Source organism: Kitasatospora sp. NPDC091257 (genome assembly GCF_044757675.1).
GTDB lineage: Bacteria > Actinomycetota > Actinomycetes > Streptomycetales > Streptomycetaceae > Kitasatospora > Kitasatospora lactacystinica.
On the sequence record NZ_JBIVVI010001101.1, the window covers coordinates 1 to 3,060 of the forward strand.

General features: G+C 71.0%; 1 protein-coding gene. It reads left to right on the plus strand.

Annotated features, from left to right (window positions below):
* The first annotated feature begins 107 nt into the window (after positions 1-107).
* Positions 108-2,993, plus strand: a complete 2,886-nt coding sequence (topA, locus tag ACIQOV_RS34890) for a type I DNA topoisomerase (RefSeq protein ID WP_401054865.1) — start codon at positions 108-110, stop codon at positions 2,991-2,993.
* The last annotated feature ends 67 nt before the right edge of the window (positions 2,994-3,060 follow it).

Here is a 3,060-nt window from a genome sequence, read left to right on the forward strand (position 1 = left end):
GGGGTGTCGTGCCGCGGCAGCCCCGGGGCGGTGGAGGGGTCGGGCGGAGTGCAGCCCGTGCTGCCGGCGCCGACCAGCCACATAAGGACCGGGAGAGAAGAGCGAAGGTGTCCCCGAGCAGCGAGACCGCGCACGGACAGCGACTCGTCATTGTCGAGTCGCCGGCCAAGGCGAAGACGATCAAGGGCTACCTGGGCCCCGGCTACATCGTCGAGGCGAGCGTCGGGCACATCCGCGACCTCCCCAGCACCGCGGCCGAGGTGCCGGACAAGTACACCGGCGAGGTGCGGCGCCTCGGGGTGGACGTCGACCATGACTTCGCGCCCATCTACGTGGTCAACGCGGACAAGAAGTCCCAGGTCAGCAAGTTGAAGTCGCTGCTCGCGGAGTCCGACGAGCTCTTCCTCGCCACCGATGAGGACCGCGAGGGCGAGGCCATCGCGTGGCACCTCCAGCAGGTGCTCAAGCCCAAGGTGCCGGTGCACCGCATGGTGTTCCACGAGATCACCAAGTCGGCGATCCAGGAGGCCGTGGCCAACCCGCGCGAGCTCAACCAGCGACTGGTCGACGCCCAGGAGACCCGCCGCATCCTCGACCGGCTGTACGGCTTCGAGGTCTCGCCGGTGCTGTGGAAGAAGGTCATGCCGAAGCTGTCGGCGGGCCGGGTGCAGTCCGTCGCCACCCGACTGGTGGTCGAGCGCGAGCGCGAGCGGATGGCCTTCCGCGCCGCTTCGTACTGGGACCTGGTCGGCACCTTCGGCACCGGCCGCACCCCGGCCGACGCCGCCAACCCGGAGACCTTCGGCGCCCGGCTGGCCTCCGTCGACGGCAAGCGGATCGCCAGCGGCCGCGACTTCGGCCAGGACGGCCGGCTGAAGGCCGCCAGCGCGAACACCCTGCACCTGGACGAGCAGGCGGCCCGTCAGCTGGCCGCCGCCCTGGAGCAGACGGCGTTCGGCGTCCGCAGCGTCGAGTCCAAGCCGTACCGCCGCTCGCCGTACGCGCCGTTCCGCACCACGACGCTCCAGCAGGAGGCCAGCCGCAAGCTGGGCTTCGGCGCCAAGCGGACCATGCAGGTGGCCCAGAAGCTGTACGAGAACGGCTTCATCACCTATATGCGTACCGACTCCACCACGCTGTCGGACACCGCGATCACCGCCGCCCGGGCCCAGGTCACCCAGCTGTACGGTGCGGACTACCTGCCGGACGCCCCGCGCACCTACGCCAGCAAGGTGAAGAACGCGCAGGAGGCGCACGAGGCCGTCCGCCCGTCCGGCGACCGTTTCCGCACCCCCGCCGAGACCGGCCTGACCGGTGACGACTTCAAGCTGTACGAGCTGATCTGGATGCGCACCGTCGCCTCCCAGATGAAGGACGCGGTCGGCCAGTCCGTCACCGTCCGGGTCGGCGGCACCTCCGCCGACGGCCGGGACGTCGAGTTCTCGGCCACCGGCAAGATCATCACCTTCCACGGCTTCCTCAAGGCCTACGTCGAGGGCGCCGACGACCCGAACGCGGAGCTCGACGACCGCGAGCGCCGGCTGCCGCAGGTCGTCCAGGGTGACCCGCTGGCCGCCGAGCGGATCACCCCGGAGGGCCACGCCACCAAGCCGCCGGCCCGCTACACCGAGGCCTCGCTGGTCAAGGAGCTGGAGGACCGGGAGATCGGCCGCCCCTCCACCTACGCGTCGATCATCGACACGATCATCCAGCGCCGGTACGTCTTCAAGAAGGGGACGGCGCTCGTCCCGTCCTTCCTCTCCTTCGCCGTGGTCAACCTGCTGGAGAAGCACTTCGGCCGACTGGTCGACTACGACTTCACCGCCAAGATGGAGGACGACCTCGACCGGATCGCCGCCGGTGAGGCGCAGTCCGTGCCGTGGCTGAAGCGCTTCTACTTCGGCGAGGGCGAGGGCCACGCCGCGGGCGGCGCCGCCGAGGCCGGCAACGGCGACGGCGACCACCTGGGCGGCCTGAAGGAACTGGTCACCGACCTCGGCGCGATCGACGCCCGGGAGATCAGCTCGTTCAGGGTCAGCGACGACATCACCCTGCGGGTCGGCCGCTACGGCCCGTACGTCGAGCGCGCCTCCACCGTCGAGGGCGAGCCGGGCCAGCGTGCCGACATCCCGGACGAGCTGCCGCCGGACGAGCTCACCGTCGAGCTGGCCGAGGAGCTGCTGGCCAAGCCCAGCGGCGACTTCGAGCTCGGCCCGGACCCGGTCGGCGGCAACATGCTGGTCGCCAAGGACGGCCGCTACGGCCCGTACGTGACCGAGATCCTGCCCGAGGGCACGCCGAAGACCGGCAAGAACGCGGTCAAGCCGCGCACCGCCTCGCTGTTCAAGACGATGTCGCTGGACACCGTCACGCTGGAGGACGCGCTGCGGCTGCTCTCGCTGCCCCGGGTGGTCGGCACCGACGCCGAGGGTGCGGAGATCACCGCGCAGAACGGCCGCTACGGCCCGTACCTCAAGCGCGGCACCGACTCCCGTTCGCTCACCAGCGAGGACCAGCTCTTCACGATCACCCTCGACGAGGCACTGGCGATCTACGCCCAGCCGAAGCAGCGCGGCCGGGCGGCCGCCGCCCCGCCGCTCAAGGAGCTGGGCAACGACCCGGTCAGCGAGCGCCCGGTGGTGGTCAAGGACGGCCGCTTCGGTCCGTACGTGACCGACGGCGAGACCAACGCCACGCTCCGCAAGGACGACGACGTCGAGACCATCACGCCGGAGCGCGGGTACGAGCTGCTCGCCGAGAAGCGGGCGCGCGGACCGGTGAAGAAGGCGGCGAAGAAGGCCCCGGCGAAGAAGGCCGCGGCCAAGAAGACGACCACCGCCAAGACCGCGGCGACCAAGACCGCGGCCGCGAAGAAGACCGCCGCGAAGAAGACCACCACCACCAAGACGGCGGCGGCGAAGAAGACGGCGGCCAAGAAGACCGCCACGAGCAGGACGGCGGCCGACAAGGCCTCGGCCACCGAAGAAGGCTGATCCCGGGTCATCGCGGCCGGGCCCGCACCCCCGATCCCGGGGGGGCGGGCCCGAGGCCCGTCGGGTC